General features: G+C 65.0%; 20 protein-coding genes and 1 tRNA gene. 15 read left to right on the top strand and 6 right to left on the bottom strand.

From position 1 onward, the window contains the following. Positions 1-90 precede the first annotated feature (90 nt). The 3 genes from NS365_RS18880 (at position 91) to hemH (ending at position 2162) form a co-directional block, all read left to right on the top strand. Positions 91-549 (top strand): hypothetical protein, encoded by a 459-nt coding sequence (locus NS365_RS18880; protein WP_058601852.1) that lies wholly within the window; start codon positions 91-93, stop codon positions 547-549. Positions 550-610: 61 nt separating this feature from the next. Further along, positions 611-985, top strand: a complete 375-nt coding sequence (locus NS365_RS18875) for a hypothetical protein (protein WP_058601851.1) — start codon at positions 611-613, stop codon at positions 983-985. A 115-nt stretch (positions 986-1100) separates the two neighbouring features. Next, positions 1101-2162 (top strand): ferrochelatase, encoded by a 1062-nt coding sequence (hemH, locus tag NS365_RS18870; RefSeq protein ID WP_058601850.1) that lies wholly within the window; start codon positions 1101-1103, stop codon positions 2160-2162. A 107-nt stretch (positions 2163-2269) separates the two neighbouring features. On the opposite strand, the gene NS365_RS18865 is transcribed toward hemH, so the two are convergent. After that, entirely contained in the window at positions 2270-4237 is a 1968-nt protein-coding gene (locus tag NS365_RS18865) for a methyl-accepting chemotaxis protein (protein ID WP_058601849.1), read from the bottom strand. 418 nt (positions 4238-4655) lie between these two features. On the opposite strand from NS365_RS18865, the gene NS365_RS25060 reads away from it, so the two are divergent. Beyond that, on the top strand, positions 4656-4955 hold the full coding sequence (locus tag NS365_RS25060) for a general stress protein (RefSeq protein ID WP_058601848.1): 300 nt from the start codon (positions 4656-4658) through the stop codon (positions 4953-4955). 76 nt (positions 4956-5031) lie between these two features. Here NS365_RS25060 and NS365_RS18855 read toward each other — a convergent pair whose 3' ends face one another. Together NS365_RS18855 and efp are read right to left on the bottom strand one after the other, a co-directional pair. Beyond that, entirely contained in the window at positions 5032-6309 is a 1278-nt protein-coding gene (locus NS365_RS18855) for an O-antigen ligase family protein (protein ID WP_153003852.1), read from the bottom strand. 220 nt (positions 6310-6529) lie between these two features. Then, entirely contained in the window at positions 6530-7099 is a 570-nt protein-coding gene (efp, locus tag NS365_RS18850; protein ID WP_058601846.1) for an elongation factor P, read from the bottom strand. A gap of 103 nt (positions 7100-7202) precedes the next feature. Between efp and epmA the strand changes: the two genes are divergently transcribed. The 6 genes from epmA (at position 7203) to NS365_RS18820 (ending at position 11548) form a co-directional block, all read left to right on the top strand. Beyond that, positions 7203-8255 carry an EF-P lysine aminoacylase EpmA gene (gene epmA, locus NS365_RS18845; protein ID WP_058601845.1) on the top strand — a complete coding sequence of 351 codons (1053 nt, stop codon included), beginning with the start codon at positions 7203-7205 and terminating at the stop codon, positions 8253-8255. Then, positions 8252-9301: a lysine-2,3-aminomutase-like protein gene (locus NS365_RS18840; protein WP_058601844.1), complete on the top strand. Its 1050-nt coding sequence runs from the start codon at positions 8252-8254 to the stop codon at positions 9299-9301. Before epmA ends, NS365_RS18840 begins: the two co-directional genes overlap by 4 nt. Before the next feature lie 55 nt (positions 9302-9356). After that, on the top strand, positions 9357-9626 hold the full coding sequence (locus NS365_RS18835) for an HNH endonuclease (protein ID WP_058601892.1): 270 nt from the start codon (positions 9357-9359) through the stop codon (positions 9624-9626). Positions 9627-9801: 175 nt separating this feature from the next. Next, on the top strand, positions 9802-9984 hold the full coding sequence (locus NS365_RS18830) for a hypothetical protein (RefSeq protein ID WP_058601843.1): 183 nt from the start codon (positions 9802-9804) through the stop codon (positions 9982-9984). A gap of 405 nt (positions 9985-10389) precedes the next feature. Continuing rightward, the gene (locus NS365_RS18825; protein ID WP_058601842.1) at positions 10390-11289 is read left to right on the top strand and encodes an EamA family transporter; all 900 of its coding nucleotides are present in this window, start codon (positions 10390-10392) and stop codon (positions 11287-11289) included. A 58-nt stretch (positions 11290-11347) separates the two neighbouring features. Continuing rightward, on the top strand, positions 11348-11548 hold the full coding sequence (locus NS365_RS18820; protein WP_058601841.1) for a hypothetical protein: 201 nt from the start codon (positions 11348-11350) through the stop codon (positions 11546-11548). A gap of 52 nt (positions 11549-11600) precedes the next feature. Here NS365_RS18820 and NS365_RS24210 read toward each other — a convergent pair whose 3' ends face one another. Continuing rightward, entirely contained in the window at positions 11601-11984 is a 384-nt protein-coding gene (locus tag NS365_RS24210) for a hypothetical protein (protein WP_153003851.1), read from the bottom strand. A 144-nt stretch (positions 11985-12128) separates the two neighbouring features. Here NS365_RS24210 and NS365_RS18815 point away from each other — a divergent pair, with 144 nt between their 5' ends. The 5 genes from NS365_RS18815 to NS365_RS18795 all read left to right on the top strand — a co-directional run bounded on the left by NS365_RS18815 (position 12129) and on the right by NS365_RS18795 (position 17077). Beyond that, complete coding sequence (locus tag NS365_RS18815) at positions 12129-12338, top strand: cold-shock protein (RefSeq protein ID WP_058601840.1); 210 nt, start codon at positions 12129-12131, stop codon at positions 12336-12338. Between the two features lie 775 nt (positions 12339-13113). Next, positions 13114-14097, top strand: a complete 984-nt coding sequence (locus NS365_RS18810) for a tripartite tricarboxylate transporter substrate-binding protein (RefSeq protein WP_058601839.1) — start codon at positions 13114-13116, stop codon at positions 14095-14097. A 124-nt stretch (positions 14098-14221) separates the two neighbouring features. Then, entirely contained in the window at positions 14222-14689 is a 468-nt protein-coding gene (locus NS365_RS18805; RefSeq protein ID WP_058601838.1) for a tripartite tricarboxylate transporter TctB family protein, read from the top strand. An 11-nt stretch (positions 14690-14700) separates the two neighbouring features. Then, positions 14701-16206 carry a tripartite tricarboxylate transporter permease gene (locus tag NS365_RS18800; RefSeq protein WP_058601837.1) on the top strand — a complete coding sequence of 502 codons (1506 nt, stop codon included), beginning with the start codon at positions 14701-14703 and terminating at the stop codon, positions 16204-16206. Positions 16207-16420: 214 nt separating this feature from the next. Continuing rightward, a complete protein-coding gene (locus NS365_RS18795; protein ID WP_082675529.1) occupies positions 16421-17077 on the top strand; it encodes a Crp/Fnr family transcriptional regulator in 657 nt (218 codons plus the stop codon). A 15-nt stretch (positions 17078-17092) separates the two neighbouring features. Here NS365_RS18795 and NS365_RS18790 read toward each other — a convergent pair whose 3' ends face one another. Beyond that, complete coding sequence (locus NS365_RS18790; protein WP_058601836.1) at positions 17093-18721, bottom strand: Na+/H+ antiporter; 1629 nt, start codon at positions 18719-18721, stop codon at positions 17093-17095. Positions 18722-19127: 406 nt separating this feature from the next. After that, a tRNA-His gene (locus tag NS365_RS18785) sits at positions 19128-19204 on the bottom strand. Positions 19205-19265 lie beyond the last annotated feature (61 nt).

Below are 19265 nucleotides of genomic sequence, written 5' to 3'. Positions count from 1 at the left end.
CCGCGGCTTTTTCGTTGGTTGCTGGTCAAACGTTTCGCGTGCGCTAACCTAGAGCCTGTTAACTGCTTGATAGCGCTTGGGAGTTGGTAAGTGGGCGAGACTTCGGACGATGCCCAGCGCAAGCGTATGGTCGTCAAGGACATCATGGACGCCGTCATGTCCGGCGCCGCAGGGTCCGTTGCCCAACATTTTGCGCCCGGCGCCATCTTCTCCAACAAAAACAATGCCGGCGTGATCGACGCTCCCTGGTTCGACCGGATGGAGGGCGAATACAAGCTGACCGGGGAAGATGAGGCCAAGTCCTTCCTGAACGAACTGCTGCGCCGCGCCAGCTACATTTCCTACAAGGCGCGTGGGACGGTGGTTGAAGACGACGAAGCCGCCAGCCGCTGCGACTGGACGCGGCAGGACGACAGCGGCTCTCTTGTCACGGGAACGACCATGTACTGGTTCGGCTTCACCAGCGACGGGCGCATCCGCTCCATCGAAACCATCGCTTCCATTCACTCCGTCATTTCGGCGCGGCGCAACGACGCCTCGGTCACTTGACGTTGGGTGAGCAAATGCCGCCTTCTTTTCTCTGACATTCTTCTCGACGGAGCTTTCCACCATGCGCCCCGCCCTCGCCCTTGCCAGCCTTCTTGGCGCCGCCACCGCGCTTTCGGGCTGCCAGCTCGAACCACAGAGACAGATCGCCGTCGCGCCCAAGCCGGCGACGATCGAGGGTCAGTGGAATTCGGTCGGCGGCCCGGTCGCCTATGTCTCCAACTTCTCGGCCGGCCGCTTCACGTCCAAGACCGCCGATGGCGCGCGGGTTCTGGCCGATGGGTCCTACACCAAGACCAACCCGACGCAGGTGAGCATCATCTTCACCTCCACCACGCGCAACACGCGCGAGTCGGTGAACTGCAACCTCATGGCTGCCGATCGCATGGCTTGCGTCAATTCGGCAGGCGCGCGCTTCGAACTGACCCGGCGCGCCTGACCGCCTCCATTGCCAGCTGCCGATCCGGCTCCCATATGCCCGGCGGCGCCCTCGCGAGAGGGCGCCGCCGCTTTGCTTTCGTCGGCCCTCGCATCGCTCACGTCCCGGACCTGTCATGAACGCTCACGCCCCCACGCTCGCCAGCACTGCCATCGGCCCGCTTCCTGTCGGCCATCCTCCGGTCAAGGCGAAGAAGGTCGGCGTGCTTCTCGTCAATCTGGGCACGCCCGATGGCACCGATTTCAAGCCGATGCGGCGTTATCTCAAGGAGTTCCTGTCGGACAAGCGCGTGATCGAATGGCCGCGCGCCGCCTGGTATCCGATCCTCTACGGCATCGTCCTCAACACGCGGCCGAAGAAATCCGGCCATGCCTATGAGCAGATCTGGAACAAGGAGCGCAACGAAAGCCCGCTGCGCACCTTCACGCGCGCGCAAGGGGAGAAGCTCGCCGAGCGCCTGTCGGGCGAGGCTACCATCGTGGTGGACTGGGCGATGCGCTACGGCAATCCCTCCATCGCCGAGCGGGTGGACGCGCTGATGGCACAGGGCTGCGAGCGCATTCTCTGCTTCCCGCTCTACCCGCAATATTCGGCTTCGACCACGGCGACGGTGAACGACAAGTTCTTCGAGCACCTCATGTCGAAGCGCTGGATGCCGGCTTCGCGCACGGTGCCCGCCTATCACGACGAGCCGATCTACATCGACGCCCTGGCGCGCTCGATCGAGACGCATCTCGCCACACTCGACTTCGAGCCCGAGCGCGTCATCACCTCCTATCACGGCATTCCGCAGAGCTATTTCCGCAAGGGCGATCCCTATCACTGCCATTGCCAGAAGACCTCGCGGCTTCTGGAGGAGCGCCTCGGCTGGGCCAAGGGGCGGCTGATGACGACCTTCCAGTCGCGCTTCGGGCCGGAAGAATGGCTCCAGCCCTACACCGACAAGACCGTGGAGGCGCTGGCCAAACAGGGGATCAAGAAGATCGCCGTGCTCAACCCCGGCTTCGTGTCGGACTGCCTGGAAACGCTGGAAGAAATCGCGGGGGAAGCCGGCGAAATCTTCCACGAAAACGGCGGCACGCATTTTGCCCATATCCCCTGCCTCAACGATTCGGGGCCGGGAATGGACGTGATCGAGCATATGGTGCGGCGCGAATTGCGCGGCTGGGTCGGCTGAAGGCCGGGTGCCCAAGCGCAGACGCTTGGGCTCGCTGCGAGCGGAACACCGAACACGCGCCGAACGGATGAGCGGGTGCCGCGCCGTCAACCTCTCCTGCGGGCCTGTCAGGCCGCGTGGCGCAGCCGAGGGTCGAAAGCGTCCTTCTCGCCGGTCCCTTCGAGTGGGGCGGGCGAGTCGTCGGGTGACGCCGGCTCCGCCTGTTCGCTCTCGCAGCCGATGCGGAAGAATTCCATCGTGTGGGCCAACTGGCCCGCCTCGTCCGACAGGTTGGCGGCGGTGTGGGACATGTCGCCGGCGGCGGCGGCATTGGCCTGGGTCACCTGATCCAGTAGCTGGATCGCCTCGGCGATCTGCTGCGTGCCGATCGCCTGCTCACGGCAGGCCGCCGAGATTTCCGACACAAGCTCGCTGGTTCGGCTGATCTCGGGCATCAACCGGGCCAGCCGCGCCCCGGCCCCTTCGGCGATGCCGAGCGTATCGGCGGACACGCTGGCGGCCTGCCGGGCCGCCATCTGCGAGCGCTCCGCAAGCTTACGAACCTCGGCCGCCACCACGGCGAAGCCCCTGCCGGACGAGCCGGCGCGCGCGGCCTCGATCGCGGCGTTGAGCGCCAGAAGATCGGTCTGGCGCGCGATCTCGCCGATCGCGCCGACCGACTGCGCGATCGTCTTCATGGCTTCGACGGATTGCAATACGGCCTCTTGGGTCGACGCCGCGTGCTCGCGCACGAGACGGGCGATGGTTTCGGTGTGCGCCGCATTCTCCGCCGTCTGGCGGATGTTGGCGCTCATCTCCTCGATGGCGCTGGACGCCTGTTCGCTCGCCGAGGCCTGCTCGCTGGAGCCCGCTGAGAGCGTGCCGGATGTTCGCGCCGAGCGCACCGACCCAGCGGCCACCAGATCCGACGAGGCGCGCACGTTCGAGACGATTCGCGACAGGTTCTCCGTCATCTCCGCCATGGCACGTTGCAGATCGGCGATCTCGTCCGAGCCGGCGGCCTCCAGCCGCTGCGTCAAATCTCCCCCGCCGATGGCGGATACGCAGCGCAGCGTGCGGCGCAGGCGAACCGCGATCGAATGGGTGAGCCACAGCATCATGCCGACGCCCAAAAGGAGGGCCGCGCCGATCAGCGCCAGAAGCGTGTTGCGCGTGTGTTCGTAGCTTTGTTCGGCCTGTGCGGCAAAGCCCCGCGCGGCCTCCTGCGCCTCACCGGTCAACTCGTCCAGCCGGGCCTGCACCCGCTCGGCGGCAGGCCGCTGCACGGTTTCGAGATAGTGCGTCGCCTCGGTCGCACGCGCCTTCATCCCCTCCTGCACCAGCGGGACCATCTCGTCATAGGCGCGGTTCCAGGTGTCCAGAAGCTGGCCGATCATGCGCTCCGTTCCGATCGGCGCCATGGCATTGAGATCGCCGAATTTGCGACTCACCAGTTTCTTCAGCGCCTCGAACCGCTCGAACGCGGCCTGCCGCGCTATGGGATCGGCAGTGGCGAGAAGGTCCACCAGCGACAGGCGGGCCTCGATCATATTGGTCTCGATATCCGAAAGCGTCTGGCGCGCGGCGAAACCCGTATCGCCCTTGCCAGCCAGTTGGCTGCGCACCATGCGCAACTTGCCCGTCAAATCCTTTTCGATGGGAGCGAGTGCGCTGCGCGCGCCGGCCACGGCCCAGAGATCGGCTTTCGAGGCATGGGCGAAGGCCTGGTCGGAGACCGGCCGCAGGGCGCGTACGAGTTCGGCAAGGTCGGTTCCCTGCCCTGTTGCCCCTTGCGAGCGCGCGGCCTCGTAGCGCGTCATGTGCTCGTCCAGCGCCCGCCAGGCCTGGGCATAATCGGCGCTGAGATCGGCCGGCTTCACGGTGGAATAGGCCGCGCGCACGATGCGATGGATGCGCTCCAGATCACCCGAAAGTCCGATGGTCGCCTGCACCATCTGGAAGGGCCGATGCGTGAACTCGTCCATGGTTTGGCGACCGGCCTCCAGCGCGAGGAGGCTGGAAAAGCCGACCCCGCCGGTCAGAAGCAGGACGGCACCGAACGTGGCTGCGAGTTTGGTACGGATGGTCAGTTTCATGCGAGTATGTCCGTTCGCCCGAACGGCCTTCTGGAGGGCTTTCGGCGGACAATTGGGGCGGCCGTTCTTATCAGAGGCTCAATCCCATCCTGAAAATTGCGCGCAGTTTTCTCTCGAGCAGCGCTTGCGAAAAACACCTCTTGGGAAAGACATCAGCGGAAACCGTGGCTTGCGCGGCACGCCAAGCGTTATGAAAACTTCACGATGAAATTTCGCCCGTAAGTCTGTCGCGCGCCAATGACCTTACGGAAGATGCGACACAGGGCTTTGAAAGATTAAAACTTGCAGAATTCTATATAGCCGTCGAAGCAACTTAAGAAGACAATATACCCGGCTCAATACGTCATACGAAAACAGTTCATTCGGAACGCGCGACGAGTATTCCCGTTTTTCAGCCACACGAACAGGGAGTGCCATCATGGCAACGCAGAATCAGAATCCAGGAAATTTCGCCAACGACCGTGAGAAGGCGTCCGAAGCCGGCCACAAGGGAGGACAGAACTCCGGCGGCAATTTCAAGAACGATCCCGAACGCGCGGCCGAGGCCGGGCACAAGGGCGGTCAAGTTTCGGGCGGCAATTTCAAGAACGACCCGGAGCGCGCGGCAGAAGCCGGCCACAAGGGCGGTGAAGCCTCGGGCGGCAATTTCAAGAACGACCCCGAACGCGCGGCCGAGGCCGGGCGCAAGGGCGGCGAGGCCTCCGGCGGGCATCGCTGAACGATCTGCGACGGCAAAAACAAGAAAGGCGTCGGGCCCGCACGGGCTCGGCGCCTTTTGCTTGAGGTCGCGCGGCTCAGTCCGTGCGGAAGCGGCCGAGGAGATTGAGCCCGGCCACGACGAAGAAGGTCATGACCCAGAGCGAGTTGGCGCGTTCGAAGAAGAAGCTTTCGAGCATGGCGTTCAGCAGCAGAAACAGAAGCGACATCAGGAAGAAATCGGCCAGTCGTGTGCTTTCGCGCCCTGGCGCCACATGGAGATAGGATTTCAGCGGCGCGCCGACGAGCACCCAGAGCGCCAGGATCAGCCCCGGCCAGCCGACCGACAGGGCAATGTCGAGATAGCCCTCATGCGCGTTCACGGCGCCGCGCGGGTCCCAGGAGAATTCCATCGGGATCTCCTGATGGATCAGATTGGCGAGCGTCCAGAAGGCGCCGTGCCCATAGCCCGTCCAGCCATGCCCTTCCATCGCGCCGAGCGCCATGCGCCAAAGCTCGAGACGCCCGGTGAAGCTCGTGCCGGGCGCGATGGCCTGTACGATCTCGCGGGAAAAGGAAAACAGGACGGTGCCGATGGTGAAATAAGCCGCGCCCAGAAGCGCCAGCAGCGCCACGATCACCGGCGCGGCCCGCACCTTCGAAACATGGGCGGACATGACCACGACGAAGACGATAATGGTGAGGCCGAGCGAGGTCTTCGACCCCGTTCGCAGGATGAAGACGGCCGACAGAAGCATGATCAGGAGTCCGATCATGTGGCTCTTCATGCGGAAGAGATAGACGCCCGCGAAGAAGAACACCGCCATGGCCGCGCCCGCGACGTTCTTGTGGCTGTAGATGCCACGCCAGAGCCCGGCATGGACATCGCCGACATGCCGGCCGAGGCTCGGCCAGATGAAGACGCCGGCATAGGACATGACCAGCGCCGTCATGACCGCGAACCCGAGCGCGATACGCAGGGAGCGCCCGTCCGGCGGCAGGCAGAGCGCCCCGGTGACGGCGAGCATGGAGATGCCGGCAAACACGACGCCGCGAAACGTGTCGGCCGGGTCCGCCGTCTGGAGGGAGGAGAGTGCTAACCATCCCAGAAGAAGCACCCAACTCGGGCGCAGGAGCGCGCGCGCCACGCGCCGCTCGGTGAAGACGAGATGGCCGACCATGACGATCAGAGCGAGCAGCCCGTAGCCGAGCTGGTTCAGGATATTGCCGCCCGCATCGCCCGTATAGATCGAGGCATAGGGCGTGAGGCTGACGAAGCCGACCGTGAGGATCAGTGTCGCCAGCACCGTGCGCAGGGCATAGACCGCTTCGGCGGACGCCGTTTGCGAAGGCGAGGCTAGGGCGAGATCGCTCATCGCGCGCTCAGCCCCTTGGGCCTGGCGGGCCGCGATCCCCTGCCCCAAGCTGCGAACGAAGACATATCCACGAATTCCCTCGCGCGACGACGCCCGCCGAAGACCCGTCTTCGGCACTGGGACGACTGTCGCGCAGGAGGGTTAACGCCGCCTCACCAGGCGGCGCTCGAAGCGAGGGGAAAGCAGGGCGCCAGGCGATTGCGACCCGCCACCTTCGATATCAGTCCTTGGCGCGCTCGACATAGGAGCCGTCCGCCGTCATGACGACGATGCGGGTACCGGTCGCGATATGCGGGGGAACGAGCGTGCGCACGCCGTTCGACAGGACAGCCGGCTTGTAGGACGAGGAGGCCGTCTGGCCCTTGGTGGTGGGCTCGGTCTCGACCACTTCGTAGATCGCGCGCTGCGGCAGCTCGATCGCGATGGCGCTGTTGTCATAGACCGAGAGTTGAACCGTCATGCCTTCCTGAAGATAGGGCGCGGCATCGCCGATCACCGATTCAGGCACGGCCAGCTGCTCGAAGCTTTCCGGGTTCATGAAGTGGAAGCCTTCGCCGTCCGTGTAGAGGAACGTGTGGTCGCGCTCTTCCACGAAGGCGCGCTCCACCTGTTCGGTCGTGCGGTAGCGCTCCGACACTTTGGTGCCGTCCGAAATGCGGCGCATGTCGAGCTGGGTGACGGGCGTGCCCTTGCCAGGATGAATGTTCTCGGCAAAGAGAATGACATAGAGCTTGCCGTCTTCGCGTTCGACGACGTTCCCCTTGCGGAGCGAGCTGGCGATCACCTTCACGGGTCTTGTTCCTTATGAATGGCCTTGGATATGGCTGGGGAGCGGCCTAACCCATCTTCGGCCCATCCGCCAGCCGCCACGGACTTTCCGAGTTTCAGCCGATATGACCGACCGATCCCCCTGGTGGACCCCTCACGTCCATGCCGACCGCCGCCCGCGCCTTCTGGCTCGGGGCCGGATCAAGGCCGCCTTCCGCGCGGCTTTCGAGGCGCAGGACTTCGTGGAGGTCGAGACGGCGGCGCTTCAGGTCTCGCCCGGAAACGAGGCGCATCTTGCCGCCTTCGCCACCGAAATGCTGCGCATCGACGGCGAGCGCCAGCTGCTCTATCTCCACACATCACCGGAATTTGCCTGCAAGAAACTGCTGGCCGCCGGCGAGCAGAGACTCTTCACCTTCGCCCCGGTCTATCGCAACCGCGAGCGGGGCGCGCTGCATTCGCCCGAATTCACCATGCTGGAATGGTATCGCGCCGGCGAGACCTATGACCGGTTGATGGAGGACAGTGCGGCGCTCCTACGCCTTGCCGCAGAGGTGGCCGATATCGGGCGCTTCCGCTTCCGGGGGCGCGAGGCGGACCCGTTCGCCGAGCCTGAGCGGGTGAGCGTGTCGGAGGCCTTCCGCCGCTTCGTCGGCTTCGACATTCTGGACAGCGTGGACGAGGCTGGCGGCACGGACCGGGATGCGCTGGCCGAGGCCATGCGCGGCGCGGGGCTGCGCGCCACGCCCGACGATACATGGGCCGACCTCTTCAGCCGCGCGCTGGTGGAGCGCGTCGAGCCGATGATCGGCAATGGCCGCGCGACGATCCTGGACGAATACCCGGCCGCCGAAGCCGCGCTCGCCCGCCGCTCGGCGCGCGACCCGCGCGTGTCGGAGCGTTTCGAACTTTATGCCTGCGGCGTCGAGCTTGCCAACGCTTTCGGCGAGCTGACGGATGCGGCCGAGCAGCGCCGCCGGCTTCTGGCCGAGATGGACGAGAAGGAGCGTGTCTATGGCGAGCGCTATCCGCTGGACGAAGATTTCCTCGAAGCCCTCGCCGTCATGCCGGAGGCGAGCGGCATCGCGCTCGGCTTCGATCGTCTCGTCATGCTGGCGCTCGGAGCGAGCCGGGTGGACGATGTGATCTGGACGCCGGTTGCGGAGTTCGCGCCGTGAGCCGGCCGGTTCGCAGCGCGGCGGCGCTGGTGGAGGCGGGCCTTGCCCCGGAGGAGCGGCTGGAGGCCCTGTCGGCGGTCGCCTCCCGCTATGCCGTGTCGATCACGGCCGAGATGGCGGCCTTGATCGAGGCGCCGGACGATCCGATCGGCCTGCAATTCGTGCCTGATATCAGGGAACTGATCCACGCGCCGGAAGACGAGGCCGATCCGATCGGTGACGACGCGCATTCGCCCCTCACCGGCATCGTCCATCGCTATCCCGACCGCGTGCTTCTGAAGCCGCTACATGTCTGCCCCGTTTATTGCCGCTTCTGCTTCCGGCGCGAGATGGTTGGCCCGGAAGGGCTCGGCACCCTGTCCGACGCGGAGCTGGACGCGGCCTTCGCCTATATCGCGGCCCATCCCGAGATCTGGGAAGTCGTGGTGACGGGCGGCGATCCCTTCGCCCTGTCGCCGCGCCGGCTGGCCCATTTGAGCGACCGGCTCGGCGCGATCCCGCACATCAAGGTTCTGCGTTTTCACACGCGCGTGCCCGTGGTGGAGCCGTCCCGCGTTTCAGCCGAGTTGGTGGCCGCGCTGAAGCGCTTTCCCGGCGCGGTCTTCGTCGCGCTTCATGCCAACCACCCACTTGAGTTCACGCCCGAGGCCGAGGCTGCCATCGCGCGGCTGGTGGATGCGGGCCTTCCGATGGTGAGCCAGAGCGTGCTCCTGCGCGGGGTCAACGACGATGCGGACACTTTGGGGCAATTGATGCGCCGCTTCGTGGAGAACCGGATCAAGCCCTATTATCTTCATCAGGGCGATTTCGCGCCGGGCACCGGCCATCTGCGCACCAGCCTTCATGAGGGCCAAGCGCTGATGCGCGCGTTACGCGGGCGCGTCTCGGGCCTGTGCCAGCCGACCTATGTGCTCGACATTCCCGGCGGCTACGGCAAGGTTCCGGTGGGACCGTCCTATCTGGAAGGGGACGGCGACGGCTGGCAGGTGGAAGATCCCTCCGGTGCGCGCCATGCCTATCCTCCCTCAGCCGAGGGCGACGACTGATCCCTTTGGCCGCAGGCTCTTGCGAGGCGGGGCGGCGAGGACTCATCTCTTGGCGATGAGCGCTCTTCCATCCGAATGCTGGCTCTGCCGCCGCCCGCTCGGCCGAAAGGTCGAGTGGCACCACCCCAAGCCCAAAAGCCGGGGCGGGCGCGACACGGTGCCGGTTCACCCGATCTGCCATCGCACCATTCATGCGAGCTTCACCAACGCCGAACTGGCGCGCTTCGAGGCCGATGGCGTGGCGCTGGCAGCCCATCCCAAGCTGGAGCGGTTCCTCAGCTGGATCGCGCGCAAGCCGCCCGACTTCCACGCGCCGACGCGTTAAGTGATTCCCCAGAAAGCCTGGTGCGCCGCCCTCGCAAGGCAAGGCCGAAACCGGAGTTTTCCAGACATTTAAAACGCGCTTCGTGCTGATTTTGCAGGGGAAATCCAGCGAGACGCAAGATTTCACAAGAGAGCTCCATGCGATGCTGGACCCGATCAGAATCGGAGATCGAGCCATGGCGCATCCCGCCCTACAGAACCCGGACGAACTCGACCGCACCATCGAACTGGCCTTGGCCGAGGTCGATGGCGACACGCTTCAGGCCCTGCGCAATCTCGTCATGCGCCAGCGCGAACTGGAAATGGAACTCAGCCGCACCGTTTCGGCCGGCTATGTGCGCCGCCGCCCGGCAGCCTAACCCTTCATGACGCGGAAGGGCGCACGCCGCCCTTCCCGCTTGCCGCTCGGCTGACGGCGCTGTTCAAGCGCATGTGAAAAGCCTAAGAGCTTGCCTCGCGGTGTTTCGCAGGAGCGAGACCGAGGCCCGACAGGGCGGCGCGAGGCGACAAAAGGTGATCCTGCCTCCAGGCAGTTTCCCGTTCTTCTCCCGCCCCAAGCTCGATGCCTTGCGCTCTCCCCAAGCGAGACGCCGACGGGCGCTGCCCAGCGTCCGGCAAGGCCGATCGTTCTCAGCCTTGCACCCGAGCATTCCCGGCGAGAACGGCATCCGCCCTCCGCATGGAGACTGCGCAAGACAGGACGTGAGAGCGCTTTCGGCGGAGCCTTGTTCTCCCGGCGCTTTCCCGATCGCGAAAGGCTGGCCATGGACACGTCCCTCCTCCCCTTCCGGCATTTTCTGCTGGGTCTGGCCGTGGTCGCCGTCTGGGGCACGAATTTCGTCGTGATCCATATGGGTCTCGAACATCTACCCCCGCTTCTCTTCGCGGCCCTGCGCTTTCTCTTTGCGGCGCTTCCCGGCGTGTTCTTTCTCAAGCGGCCGAACGTGCCCTGGAGCCATCTCGCCGCCTATGGCGTCCTGATCGGCGCGGGCCAGTTCGGGCTGCTTTTCATGGCGCTGCGCGGATCGATCTCGCCCGGCCTCGCCTCGCTCGTGGTCCAGGCGCAGGTCTTCTTCACCATCGGCCTGTCCATGCGCCTGTCGGGCGAGCGGGTGCAGTCCTATCAATGGGTGGCGCTTCTCTTCGGCATCGCCGGCCTCGGCGTCATCCTGACGCATACGGACGGATCGGCGACGCCTCTCGGTCTCGTGCTCGTGCTTCTGGCGGCCCTCGCCTGGGCGGGCGGCAACATCGTGTCGCGTGCCAGCAAGACGACGGACATGCTTCCCTATGTCGTCTGGGCCAGCCTGTTCTCGGCGCCCCCGCTTTTTATCCTGTCCTTTGCCCTGGAAGGCTGGCCGGCCATCCGCCAAGGATTGGTCTCGGCGGATGCCGCGACCTGGGCGGCCGTGCTCTGGCAGACGATCGGCAACACGATGTTTGGTTACGCCGCCTGGGGCTGGCTCCTGTCGCGCCACCCGGCCGCGCTGGTGACGCCGCTGGCGCTGCTCGTGCCACTCTTCGGAATGGGAGCCTCGGCCTTCTGGCTGGGCGAGCCGCTGCCAGTCTGGAAGATCGTGGCGGCTCTGCTCGTCATGAGCGGCTTGGTGATCGGCTTGCTCTATCCTCGCTGGAAGGCCGCGCGATCCGCCAAACCGGCATGAGACTTTTCCAGCCTTGGCGCGTTGAAAAGGAACCGACACTTTAACACGGCAGGTTCCCATGAGCTCTTCAACGGAACGCGACGCGATCTCGAACGGGATGAATTCCCGCCCGCTTCATGATGGCATCGCCCAAAGCGGTACAGGCCTCCCGGACGACGGCGCCAAGCCGCTCGATATCAGCCCGCAAGACGAACAGCGCCTTCGCAAGACGCTGCTCGGGGAGGACGGCGAAGCCGAAGTGGAAGCGCATCCGTCGTAGCGCCGGGGCCATAGGCTCGAAAGCCGAGAGCACGGCGCATTCGCGGAAGCGTTCAGCCCACCATGCGCAGCACGAACTGCGGCAGGGGCGGGAAGGCCAGACAGGCGGCAGCGAAGATTCCGGCCGCTGTCAGGGCGAGAGCGGTCATATCGACGACAAAGGTCATGAAACGGTCGAGAAGCATGGTCATCCAATCCTTGCTGGCCCGTCCGAAATTGGTTCGATTCGGTTGAGGATTGGTTAGGAACGATGGCCGAATTCGGACATTGTTCCTGCTGTGTTCCCCTTGCCACATCAGCCCAGGTTTTGGCGAAAAGGCGTCCACCCCTTGCGGGACAGCCGCTTTTGATCGGTCACGAATCCTTGCCTGAAGCTGATGGCCGGGCGGCAAAATAATGCGGATGCCCGCCTTGAAAAAGAGATGGGGCCTGCTCATAGTATTACCCATCGAATGATGGCCGGAAAGTTTGTCGACGCGCTGCGGCCCAGCGCATGATCAATCCATTTCTTCGCAGACTTCGATGCAGTTGGGCGCAATTTTTGCGCCTTCAGGGCACACGACTATTCAGAAAGGTATCCCATGGCTACGGGAACCGTTAAGTGGTTTAACACCGAAAAGGGCTTTGGTTTCATCGCCCCGGACAACGGCGGCCAGGACGCCTTCGTTCATATCAGCGCTGTGCAGCGCGCCGGCCTGCAGACCCTGCAGGACGGTCAGAAGGTCAGCTTCGAGCTCGTGGCCGATCGCCGCACGGGCAAGATGGCAGCCGACAGCCTCAAGGCTCTCTAAGCCAGACCTGCTGGTTCAGCTTCACGCAAGCTCCACCAGTTACAACAGCAACACTCATCCCAACGCCGACCACGGATGTACTGGCGGCCTGGGATAGTGACGGCGGGATGGTCGATTCCCAAGATCCCATTCCTTTGCGAACCCTGCGCTCTGCCGAGCCGCAGGGTTTTGCTTTTTCCGATCAGGGCTAGGACGAGCTACGTCTGTCGAGCGCTCCGTATCCGCGCTATCAAGCAGTTGCCAAACGCCTCTCCGCTGAAGTTTAAATGGAGTTTTCGCCCGTCCACGCGAAGCGATGCGCAGTCCGCGCCGAAGGCATAGGCGTCCTCCAGCACTGCGCGACACAGACACGACCCGGCGAGCCATCCTTTGAGGTCCCGAGACCCTCGCCGCCCTCCCTTCGCGCCCCGCTTTCCGCTCGAAATTTCGGCGCAGTCTCCTTTTTGATTCGCGGCCGAAACGTCCTTCAAGCGTCGAGGCTGCGTTCAAGCATGACGCGACGGTGGCAAGCCCGACCTTCCACCCATCAAATCGCCGTGAACGAGCGTGACGTCGCCTATGGAGATGAAGGAGCAAATGCCAATCCCCTTTCGCGCTTCAATCGATCAAAATCGCTCGAAACATGGGAGAAGGCACGCTCCGGTCGTCGTCGCCTCATCACCTGTCAGCCATACTTCGTATCCGACCTGCCTCTTCCTCGACTGGACAAGCCTTCTCCCTTCGGTCCCTCATATCGTCATGCCGAAAGGCGGAACCGACATTTCTGGGAGGAACCATGTCGTTCTCACTCAAGGGCTTGATCGCGTCCTTCGCGCTGGCCTCCGCATTGACACTGCCGGCCGCAGCACAAAGCACCTATCCCACGCAGCCCATCACCATCGTGGTTCCCTTCTCCGCCGGCGGCCCGACCGATACGGTGACGCGCCTGATCGCGCAGTCCATGTCGAGCGATCTCGGGCAGCAGGTGCTGGTGCAGAATGTCGGCGGGGCGGGCGGCACGCTCGGCGCGGGTCAGGTCGCCAAGGCCAAGCCGGACGGCTACACGCTGCTTCTCCACCATATCGGCATGTCCACCGCGCCGACCCTCTATCGCAATCTCGGCTTCGACCCCGTCAAGGACTTCTCCCCCGTCGGCCTCGTCACCTCGGTTCCCATGACCATCGTGGCGCGCAAGGATTTCGAGCCCGCGGATATGGCCGCGCTGGTCGCCCATCTCAAGAAGGATGGCACCAACGTGACCTATGCCAATGCCGGCATCGGCTCCGCCTCGCATCTCTGTGGCATGTTGCTTCAGGAAACGCTGGGCGTGCAGATGGTGACGGTGCCCTATCAGGGCGCGGCCCCGGCCATGACCGATATCGTGGGCGGTCAGGTCGATCTGATCTGCGACCAGACCACCAACACCACCAACCAGATCAAGGCCGGCGAAGTGAAGGCCTATGCCGTGACCTCGCCTGAGCGTCTGGCTTCCCTGCCCGACCTGCCGACCACCAAGGAAGCGGGCCTCGAAAAGCTCGACATCGGCGTCTGGCACGGCATCTACGGGCCGGCGGGCATGGACCCGGCCATCGTCGCCCGCCTTCAGGAATCCCTGAAGAAGGCCCTAACCAACGAGACCGTGAAGGCGCGCTTCGCAGAACTCGGCACCGCGCCGGTTTCGGCCGACGAGGCCAGCCCCGAGGCTCTGGGCAAGGAGCTTTCCTCGCAGATCGCACAGTGGAAGCCGATCATCGAGGCGGCCGGCGTCTACGCCAACTGACGAGCGGCAGGGCCCCGCCGTTCGATCGAACTGGCTGGGCCCGCCCCTGCCCGATGCGCGCCCGCCTAGCGGCCCGGCGCGGACGGGGATCTTTGACTATCGAGAGAAGGGAACCCCGCGCCAGATGTCTTCGAGCGCCGATATTCGCTCACGCCGCGATTTTTTCGCCGCCCTCATCTTCGTCACCGTGGCGCTCGCCTTCGGGCTGGAGTCGCTGAACTATCCGCTCGGCAGCGCGCTGCGCATGGGGCCGGGCTTCATTCCACTGGTTCTGGCGGTCGTTCTCGCCCTTCTCGGCGTGATTATCGGCTTTACCGGCCTGCGCAAGCATGAGCGGATTCAACCCTCGCCCATACCCTGGAAGGGCATCGCCCTCGTGGTTCTGGCGCTGGTGATCTTCGGCGAGTTCGGCGCCCTGCTCGGCCTCGTGCCCGTGGTGTTCGTCGGCACCGCGATCGTCGCACTGGCATCCGCGCGCAACACCATCCTCTCCTCGCTCGCCATCGCCGCCTGCATGTCGGCGCTGTGCTGGCTCGTCTTCAAGATCGGGCTCGGCATCACCCTGCCGACCTTCGGCCCCCTCTTTTCCTGACGGAGCAGCGCATGGAACTCCTGTCCAATCTCGCGCTCGGCTTCGAGACGGCCTTCACGGTCACCAATATCTTCTGGTGCTTCATCGGCGTGTTGCTCGGCACGCTTGTCGGCGTCCTGCCCGGCATCGGGCCGACGGCGACCATCGCCATGCTGCTGCCGATCACCTTCACCTTCTCGCCCGTCACCGCCCTCATTATGCTGTCGGGCATCTATTACGGCGCGCAATATGGCGGCTCCACCACCGCCATCCTGATCAACCTGCCCGGCGAAAGCTCCTCGGCGGTGACGGCCATCGACGGCTATCAGATGGCCCGCAAGGGCCATGCGGGTAAGGCGCTCGCCACCGCCGCGCTCGGCTCCTTCTTCGCCGGCTCGGTCGCCACCCTGCTTCTGGCCGTCGCCGCCCCGCCTCTGTCGCGCGTCGCGCTCCAGTTCGGCGCGCCGGAATATTTCGCGCTGATCGTGCTCGGCCTTCTCGTCTCGATTTCGCTCGCCCATGGCTCGGTGATCAAGGCGCTGGCGATGATCTTTCTGGGCCTCCTGCTCGGCACGGTCGGCCAGGACATCTACACCGGCACGCCGCGCTTCACGCTTGGCCAGCTCGAACTCTACCAGGGCATCAACTTCGTCTCGATCGCCGTCGGCGTGTTCGGCGTGGCGGAAATCTTCCGCAATCTCGAAAACGAGACGACGCGTGAGGTCGGCGTCAAGAAGGTCTCGGGCCTCTGGCTCACCAAGGACGATTTCAAGCGCATCGCCGCCCCTGTCGTGCGCGGCACGGTGCTCGGCTCCATTCTCGGCGTTCTGCCGGGCGGTGGCCACGTCCTCTCCTCCTTCGCCTCCTATTCGCTGGAGAAGAACCTCGCCAAGAACAAGTCCGAGTTCGGCCATGGCGCGATCCAGGGCGTCGCCGGCCCCGAGAGCGCCAACAACGCCGCCGCGCAGACCTCGTTCATCCCGCTTCTGACGCTCGGCATCCCGGCTCACCCGGTCATGGCACTGATCGTCGGCGCGTTCATCCTCCAGGGCATTACGCCCGGCCCGAACGTCATCAACACCCAGCCCGCGCTCTTCTGGGGCATCATCGCCTCCATGTGGATCGGCAATGTGCTGCTCGTCATCCTGAACCTGCCGCTGATCGGGCTCTGGGTGAAGATGCTGACCATTCCCTACCGCGTGCTGTTTCCCGCCATCGTCCTCTTCGCGGCCATCGGCTGCTACTCGATCAACAACAACCCGTTCGACGTCTACGCGATCGGCGTATTCGGCCTTCTGGGCTACGTGCTGATCCGCCTGGGATGCGAGCCCGCGCCTCTGCTGCTCGGCTTCGTGCTCGGCCCGCTGCTCGAAGAGCATCTGCGCCGCGCCATGATCATCTCGCGCGGCAATGCCATGGTGTTCCTGGAGCGCCCGATCTCGGCCACGCTGCTCGCCCTTGGTCTTGCCGCCGTCATCGTCGCGCTGCTGCCCTCCATTCGCGCCAAGCGCAAGGAGGTCTTCGTCGAAGACGATTGATCCTTATGCCATAACTTAGGAGCATGGCTGCGCCCGTCCCTGCGAGGGTTGACCCTTCGTCGCGGCGGGCGCACCAGTATGGAAGCCTTCGCAATCGGCTTTCCGGAGAAGATCCGTGTCGCGGCCCGTCGCCCTCCACCCCGCCGTCTCACCCCTGCCCGAGCGCGCCCATCGTCCGCCCTGCGGCGCATGCGCCGAGTGCGGTGTGCGGACCATGGCGGTCTGCGCGGCCCTGGCGGATGACGAGATCAGCGCGCTGGAGCGGATCATGACCGCGCGCCGGCTGGGCGCGGATGAAACGCTGGTGGTGGAAGGCGAAACCCGCAAGCGCGTCTACAGCCTGACGGAGGGCATGTTGCGCCTGTCGATCGCCCTGCCGGACGGTCGCCGCCAGATCACAGGCTTCCTGCTGCCCGGCGACTATCTCGGCCTGGCCGACGACGAGGTTTATACGGCCAGCGTCGAAGCGGTGGTGCCGGCCGCGCTCTGCTCCTTCCCGGTGCGGGAAATGGATGCCCTGATCGAAACCTATCCCCGGCTGAAGGACCGCCTGTTCCGCTTCACGCGAGCGGCGCTGCGTCAGGCGCGGGAAAATCAGGTCATTCTCGGCCGGCTGGCCCCGGTGGAAAAGCTCGCGGCCTTTCTTCTCGCCCTGTCGCGCCGGATGGCGGAAAACAAGCTGGCCGACAATCCCGTGCCGCTCGCCATGACGCGTGCCGATATTGCGGACTATCTCGGCCTCACCATCGAAACCGTGTCCCGCTCCTTCACCAAGCTGCGCAACCAGGGCCTCATTCGCCTGCCCGACGCGCATCTGGTGGAGATCGTGGACCGGCGCTCGCTGGAGGCTGTGGCCGGGACGGTGGCTTGAGACGCGTCTGCGCCCTCACCCGGCGTAGCGCGTTTCCAACAGGTCGATTTCGCGCACCAGCCGGCGCGCCGTTTCGGAGCCCAGCTGCCGGCGGCGCACCTTGCGAAAGATTTCGGCCCGCTCGGCGTTCAAGGCCGCCAACCGCATCTCGCGTTCGATCCGGTCCGAGCGCTGCGCCGTCTCGGCACTGTCGCCCTCCGCCGAACGGCGCTCGATGCGCCGATGGTAGAGATCGGTGAGCTGCGAGGCGGCCGCGACATAAAGATCGGCGTCCTTGCCCTGATCGGCGGTCTGGCTGAGGAGTCGGCCGATCTCGGCAATCGCCGCCTCGGCCGCCGCGATGCGGGCGGCATCCTCTTCCGCCTGCTGCGAGGGCTCGGGGGGCAGTTCGAGGCCGCGCAGGAGCAGCGGCAATCCGAAGGTCGCGACCAGAAGCGACACGATAATGACGCCCATCGCCAGCGAGATGGCGAGATCGCGTGCCGGAAAGGGCGAGCCGTCGCTCAGCGTCAGCGGCAAGGTCAGGACGCCGGCCAGCGTCACCGCGCCGCGAACGCCCGCGCAGGACATGGCCGCCACGATGCGCCAGCTCGGCGAGGTCGTACGGTCGCGCCGCCGCAGAAGCGTCAGTTGCAGCGACAGCCAGACCCAGGTGAAGCGCAGGGCGGCGAGCCCGGCCGTGATGGCGACCGCATAGAGAATCAGCCAGGTGATCTCGTGTTGGCCGGGCTGGCCGACCGTCTCGGCCGCGCGCGAGACGATGGCCGGCAATTGCTCGCCCAGAAGCACGAAGATGATGCCGTTGGCGGCATATTGGATCGTGTCCCAGACCGTGCTGCGGCGAACGCGCGTGACGGCCATGACGCGGCCCCGGCTTTCGGCGAAGCTCATCGTGACGCCCGCCGCGACGGCGGCGAGAATGCCGGAACATTCGAGATGCTCCGCCAGAAGATAGCAGGCAAAGGGGATCAGCAGGCTGATCAGGATCTGCGAGCCCGTGTCCTCGCCAAAGCGCTCGGACACCCAATCCTTGGCCCGCGTGATGGCGAGCGTGACAAAGGTCCCGACCGCCAGCCCGCCCAGCGCCACCCAGACGAAATTCAGCACCGCGTCGCCCAACGAGAACGTGCCCGTCAGCGCGGCGGCGACCGCAAAGCGGAAGCAGACGAGGCCCGACGCGTCGTTCAACAGCGACTCGCCCTCCAGGATATGCAGCATCCGCTTGGGGATCGGCACGCGGTTGGCGATGGCGGACACCGCGATCGGATCGGTGGGCGAGACGATGGCTGCCAGCGCGAAGGCCACAGCCAAGGGCATGGCCGGCACCAGCCAGTGAATGAACAGGCCCATGCCCGCGACCGTGACGACCACGAGACCCAAGGCCAGTTCAACGATGATGATCCGGTCCTTGAACAGTTCCTCGCGTGGAATGCGCCAGCCATCCAGAAACAGAAGCGGGGGCAGGAAGAGAAGAAAGAAGATTTCAGGGTCGAGGCTGACGCGCAGGTCCGCGAACAGGCCGATGGCGGCCCCCAGTACGATCTGAAACAGGGGACGCGGCACGGGAAACGGCAGGACGCGCAGGAAAATGCCGCTGGCGACGACGGCCAGAAGAAGCACGAGCGTGATCGTGACGGTTTCCAAAGACGTCTCCGGGCAGGCTGGTGGCCGAGCGCGGGAGGCTACGTGCCACTCGCTCAACGGATCGGAACCGATCCGCCCGCACATGTCCCGGCGGGCCCGTCGCTTGTCAACCGCAACGCGGCTTTGTAGCCGGACTCACGCGGCGAAATCCCGGCCCCATCCACGGACCACCCCGCACGAGGCGACACAGGGACGCTCTCGCCGAAGACAGATGGCGAGCGATCGCATGGCGCGCTTGTTCCGCCGATCGGCCACCAAAAGCGCTGAAACAGAAGACACTACCGGCTGAAATCAACACTCCGCGCCATCACGTGCCGTCCCATGGGCTTGGACATGAGGCATACTCGGCGCAATGGCCTCAGCTCAATGCGCAGTCGCCAGCGATGATCGTTTGGAGATTTTGAGATGGTACGGTTGAGTGGGTTCGAACCACCGACCTTCGGAGCCACAATCCGACGCTCTAACCAACTGAGCTACAACCGCATATCGTCGTGACGACGAGACCGCCAATACGGCTTTTCGAAAGGGATGGCAAGGGCCGCGC

Origin of the sequence: Aureimonas ureilytica, assembly GCF_001475935.1 — a bacterium.
Classification (GTDB): Bacteria; Pseudomonadota; Alphaproteobacteria; order Rhizobiales; family Rhizobiaceae; genus Aureimonas; species Aureimonas ureilytica_A.
This window is presented reverse-complemented; position numbering and strand designations above follow the sequence as displayed.

What these genes read in the sequence shown, in the direction of transcription:
- NS365_RS18815 (WP_058601840.1), top strand. Translation starts at nt 12,129, where the DNA reads ATGGCTACGGGAACCGTTAAGTGGTTTAACACCGAAAAGGGCTTTGGT.
- NS365_RS18865 (WP_058601849.1), bottom strand. Translation starts at nt 4,237, where the DNA reads ATGAAACTGACCATCCGTACCAAACTCGCAGCCACGTTCGGTGCCGTC.
- NS365_RS18855 (WP_153003852.1), bottom strand. Translation starts at nt 6,309, where the DNA reads ATGAGCGATCTCGCCCTAGCCTCGCCTTCGCAAACGGCGTCCGCCGAA.
- NS365_RS18805 (WP_058601838.1), top strand. Translation starts at nt 14,222, where the DNA reads ATGTCTTCGAGCGCCGATATTCGCTCACGCCGCGATTTTTTCGCCGCC.
- epmA (WP_058601845.1), top strand. Translation starts at nt 7,203, where the DNA reads ATGACCGACCGATCCCCCTGGTGGACCCCTCACGTCCATGCCGACCGC.
- NS365_RS18835 (WP_058601892.1), top strand. Translation starts at nt 9,357, where the DNA reads ATGAGCGCTCTTCCATCCGAATGCTGGCTCTGCCGCCGCCCGCTCGGC.
- NS365_RS18830 (WP_058601843.1), top strand. Translation starts at nt 9,802, where the DNA reads ATGGCGCATCCCGCCCTACAGAACCCGGACGAACTCGACCGCACCATC.
- hemH (WP_058601850.1), top strand. Translation starts at nt 1,101, where the DNA reads ATGAACGCTCACGCCCCCACGCTCGCCAGCACTGCCATCGGCCCGCTT.
- NS365_RS25060 (WP_058601848.1), top strand. Translation starts at nt 4,656, where the DNA reads ATGGCAACGCAGAATCAGAATCCAGGAAATTTCGCCAACGACCGTGAG.
- NS365_RS18875 (WP_058601851.1), top strand. Translation starts at nt 611, where the DNA reads ATGCGCCCCGCCCTCGCCCTTGCCAGCCTTCTTGGCGCCGCCACCGCG.
- NS365_RS18810 (WP_058601839.1), top strand. Translation starts at nt 13,114, where the DNA reads ATGTCGTTCTCACTCAAGGGCTTGATCGCGTCCTTCGCGCTGGCCTCC.
- NS365_RS18820 (WP_058601841.1), top strand. Translation starts at nt 11,348, where the DNA reads ATGAGCTCTTCAACGGAACGCGACGCGATCTCGAACGGGATGAATTCC.
- NS365_RS18825 (WP_058601842.1), top strand. Translation starts at nt 10,390, where the DNA reads ATGGACACGTCCCTCCTCCCCTTCCGGCATTTTCTGCTGGGTCTGGCC.
- NS365_RS18795 (WP_082675529.1), top strand. Translation starts at nt 16,421, where the DNA reads ATGGCGGTCTGCGCGGCCCTGGCGGATGACGAGATCAGCGCGCTGGAG.
- NS365_RS18800 (WP_058601837.1), top strand. Translation starts at nt 14,701, where the DNA reads ATGGAACTCCTGTCCAATCTCGCGCTCGGCTTCGAGACGGCCTTCACG.
- NS365_RS24210 (WP_153003851.1), bottom strand. Translation starts at nt 11,984, where the DNA reads ATGAGCAGGCCCCATCTCTTTTTCAAGGCGGGCATCCGCATTATTTTG.